The 4,150-nt window shown below is 51.9% G+C and carries 3 protein-coding genes; all 3 read right to left on the reverse strand.

Annotation, left to right across the window (positions count from 1 at the left end):
* A partial coding sequence (locus WBV75_RS07285) for a pyridoxal phosphate-dependent decarboxylase family protein (RefSeq protein WP_424119971.1) occupies positions 1–1,182 on the reverse strand: 1,182 nt, incomplete at its 3' end.
* Between the two features lie 159 nt (positions 1,183–1,341).
* A complete protein-coding gene (locus WBV75_RS07290) occupies positions 1,342–3,153 on the reverse strand; it encodes an acyl-CoA dehydrogenase family protein (protein WP_424119972.1) in 1,812 nt (603 codons plus the stop codon).
* A 50-nt stretch (positions 3,154–3,203) separates the two neighbouring features.
* Positions 3,204–4,150, reverse strand: a 947-nt coding sequence (locus WBV75_RS07295) for a thiolase family protein (RefSeq protein ID WP_424119973.1), incomplete at its 5' end; no start/stop codon positions are given.

Consider the following 4,150-nt stretch of genomic DNA (forward strand, 5'->3'; position numbering starts at 1 on the left):
GGCCAGTTCCCAGACGGGCCTTTTCCGGATAAGGTCAGCAAAGGTACGCGCCAGGTCGTACTGCCGGTCCAGGTAATCTTCAAATATAGTTTCCCCGTAATGCCCAAGTACGGCGTACCAACTCAGGGCACTGGTGAGCTTGGTGCATTCAAAAGTGCGTTTGGCCCCGTTGGACCAGTCCTCTTCCACCGTATCGGCTAGTAGGTATTCAGCCTCCTGGCTAAAGGTGTTGTAGGAAGTAGCCCCATCGGAAAATAAAAGCGCGGTCGTAATCACAGGCATCCCCATCATTTTATGACCATCGATGACCACGGAGTCTGCCCGTTGTATGCCATTGACCAGAAATTTGTATTTCTCAGAAAGTACGGCCGGCCCGCCGTGGGCCCCATCGACATGAAACCAAAGGCTGCGTTCCCCGGCGAAGTCCGCGAGGGCTTCCAGGTTGTCATAACTCCCCGTAGCTGTGCAGGGCGCACTGCCCACAATGGCAAAAGGAGTAAGTCCTTTTTGGTGTGCCGCCTCATATATCCCGGGTAATTTGGAAATATCCATACTAAAGTCTTCGAGGACGGGTACTTTTAATACCCCGTCTTCCCCCAACCCCATGATCCGGGCTGCCCTGTCCACGCAATAATGGGCTGCCTCACTGACCAGGATTGCAAGACCCCCGCTGTAGCCCTCGTTCCAAACATCTTCCGAAGCCTTGTTGCGACGGGCCGAAAGCAGGGCAGTCAGGTTGGCCAGGGTACCACCGGAAGTCAAAATACCACGGGAAGAGGTTCCGTAGCCAACTTTGCGGCATAGCCAATCTGTGACTACCCGTTCCATGGCCGTCGGTGCCATGCCCATTTCGTAGACGGCCATCCCGTTGTTGAGGAAACCACCCAGAAATGCCATCAGGGAAGCCACAGGCAGGGGAGGGGCCACCTGATGCCCCAGGTAGCGGGGGTGGTGAACCCGGGTGATATGTTTAAGGATATTGGCCGTTTCTATCCCCTGGGTATTCCCTGAAAGTCCCATTTTCCAGAGGTCCAATTGCTCCTGAGGATCTTTATAGTTCAATACCCGTCCGGAGCCGGAAAGGGTTTCTTTCAGGTATTCGGAGAGCTCGTCCACGAGTCGTTTTCCCGCTTCCCGGAAGGTCTCGGGGTCGTATGCCTTTTGTAACAAGTCTTCTTTCACCTGCCTAAGGTAGTCTAAAGAGGTATTTCGGGCAAGGTGAAATACACTCTCAACCGTCTTTATATTGTTCGGAGCTTCAGTGGAATAGGCAGCACTCTATCCCAGAAAAAAGCCGCCTCTTTGGGAGGCGGCTTCTTCACTTCTGGATTAGGGGTTGGTTTAGTCAAATGTATACCCATTGCTCTCAGCAACGGCATCTGCAATCATTTCCTTAAGCTGGACGACATTGGGTTGGTTCTGGTATTTGGTGAACCGCTTGAGGCCCATGAGCATCATCCGTTGTTCATCTCCTTCAGCGAAAGATATTATGGCTTCTTTGGCCTTTCGCATCACGATATCGACAGCGTCATAAAGATAAAGCTGGGCCATGGCAATCTGTGTTTTCTGGCTGTCTTCCCCGGAACGTTTGGCATTCTTTTCAGCCCTCAGAACAGCCGATTCGGCCATATAGACTTCGATCAGGATATCAGCGGCCGCCATTAAGAGTTGCTGATGTTCTTCCAGGTCCGGCCCAAATTGCTGCACGGCTTTCCCGGCCACCATCAGGAAGACTTTCTTGAGTCCTTTGACCATGGCCTTCTCCTCAGCCAGTAATTCGGAATAATCGGGGGTATCAAAACTCGGGACACCCAGGAGTTCTTCCCCTACAGCTGTGGCAGGCCCCAACAAGTCTACATGGCCTTTCATCGCTTTTTTAACGAGCATACCTACAGAGAGCATCCTGTTTATCTCATTGGTTCCTTCGTATATCCGGGCAATCCGGGCATCCCTCCATGCCGATTCCATAGGGGTGTCGGCACTGAATCCCATACCTCCGAAAACCTGGATACCCTCGTCCGTAGTCTGTTGCACATCCTCAGAAACGGCTACTTTTAAGATAGAGCATTCAATAGCGTATTCCTCCACTCCTTTGAGTTCAGCTTCCTGATGGGAGTTTCCTTCGGCTACCCGCATCGCAATACGGTCCTCGATATTCCGGGCGGCGCGATATGAAGCGGCTTCACCGACATAGGCATTGGTCGCCATGGTGGCGATCTTGGCCTTTATGGCCCCAAAATCGATGATAGGGGTCTTGAATTGAATCCTTTCTTTGGCATATCGTACGGCTTCATCGGTAACCCTACGTTGCGCTTCCAGGCAAGCTGCAGCCAATTTGATCCGGCCCACATTGAGGGCGTTCATCGCTATCTTAAAGCCTGCCTGACGCTCGGAGAGCATATTCTCTACCGGGACCACAGTGTCATTGAAAAATACCTGACGCGTCGAAGAAGAATGAATGCCTAATTTTTTCTCCTCATCCCCCAGGGTAATTCCATTTTCGGGATCGTTTTCGACAATAAAACCTGTGATATACTGGTCGTCTTCGATACGTGCAAAGACGATAAACAAGTCACAGAATCCGGCATTGGATATCCACATTTTCTGACCTGTAATTTTGTAGTGCTTCCCGTCTTCTGAGAGCACTGCCTTTGTTTTACCTGAATTTGCGTCAGATCCGGCCCCGGGCTCTGTAAGACAATACGCCCCCATCCATTCACCGCTGGCCAGTTTGGGCACGTACTTCATTTTTTGTTCCTCTGTCCCATAGAGGGTAATGGGCATGGTACCGATACCGGTATGGGCACCAAAAGCCGTACTGAACGAACCTGAGGCCCCGGAGATATAGTCACAGACCAGCATGGTCGATACAAATCCCATCCCCATCCCGCCGTAGCTCTCTGGTACAGCAATGCTCAACAGGCCGAGCTCTCCGGCTTTCTTCATACAGGCCTCTGTAAAGGCGTAGTCCTTTTGTTCGAAACGCTCCCAGTGCGCCCAGAGTTCCCGGTCTACGAATTCTATAGTACTCTCGCGCATCATGCGTTGTTCTTCGGTAAGGTCTTCAAGGGTGAAGACATCTTCGCAAGCCGTTTCCTTAACCAGGAACTGGCCCCCGCGTGTAATTTCTTTTTGTTTGGTTTCGCTACTCATTTCTTTGATTATTTCTTTACAATTTTTATTTGAAGGTCCTAGGCAACAGGTTACGACAGAAATTCATAAATCCCCGCAGCCCCTTGCCCGGTTCCCACGCACATGGTCACCATTCCGTATTTACCGACCTGGTTCCGGCGGCGCATCTCATCGAAGAGCTGCACCGATAATTTGGCACCCGTGCAACCCAGGGGGTGCCCCAGGGCAATAGCCCCGCCATTTACATTGACGATCTCCGGATTGAGTCCGACCTCGCGGATTACTGCCAACGACTGGGAAGCAAAGGCCTCATTGAGTTCGATAAGTTCCAGGTCCTTTAATTTCAGGCCTGAAAGCTCCAGGGCTTTGGGAATGGCCTTGACCGGTCCAATACCCATGATGCGGGGCGGCACGCCCACAGCGGCGTAGTTTACCAGCCTTGCGATGGGTTCCAGTTTGAGCTCTTTCACCATGGCTTCGCTCATGACCATAACAAAGGCAGCCCCGTCACTCATTTGAGAAGAGTTCCCTGCCGTTACACTACCGCCTTGTGCAAATACAGGTCGCAACCTGCCCAGGGCTTCTACAGAGGTGTCTGCCCGCGGCCCTTCGTCGGCCTTCACGGTATAATTATCTGTAACTTTTTTTCCCCCGGCATCCACATGGGTATAGGCAATGTCAATGGGTACAATCTGATCGTCAAATTTCCCTTCCTTTTGGGCCTTTAAGGCCCGTTGGTGGGACTGGTAGGCAAAGGCATCCTGATCTTCCCTGGAAACTTTAAACTCCTCTGCCACGGCTTCAGCCGTTAGGCCCATCCCCCAATAGTAGTCTTCTTTGCCGTTTTTGGCCAGTTGATAGTCGGGCACGGGTTTATATCCTCCCATAGGGATATAACTCATGCTTTCCGCTCCTCCGGCGATGATGCAATCAGCCATTCCGGACCGGATTTTAGCCGAAGCGATGGCGATGGTTTCCAGACCTGAGGCACAGTATCTGTTTACAGTAACTCCGGGGA

Origin of the sequence: Robiginitalea sp. (assembly GCF_049588695.1) — a bacterium.
In the GTDB taxonomy this organism is placed as follows: Bacteria; Bacteroidota; Bacteroidia; order Flavobacteriales; family Flavobacteriaceae; genus Robiginitalea.

What these genes read in the sequence shown, in the direction of transcription:
- WBV75_RS07290 (WP_424119972.1), bottom strand. Translation starts at nt 3,153, where the DNA reads ATGAGTAGCGAAACCAAACAAAAAGAAATTACACGCGGGGGCCAGTTC.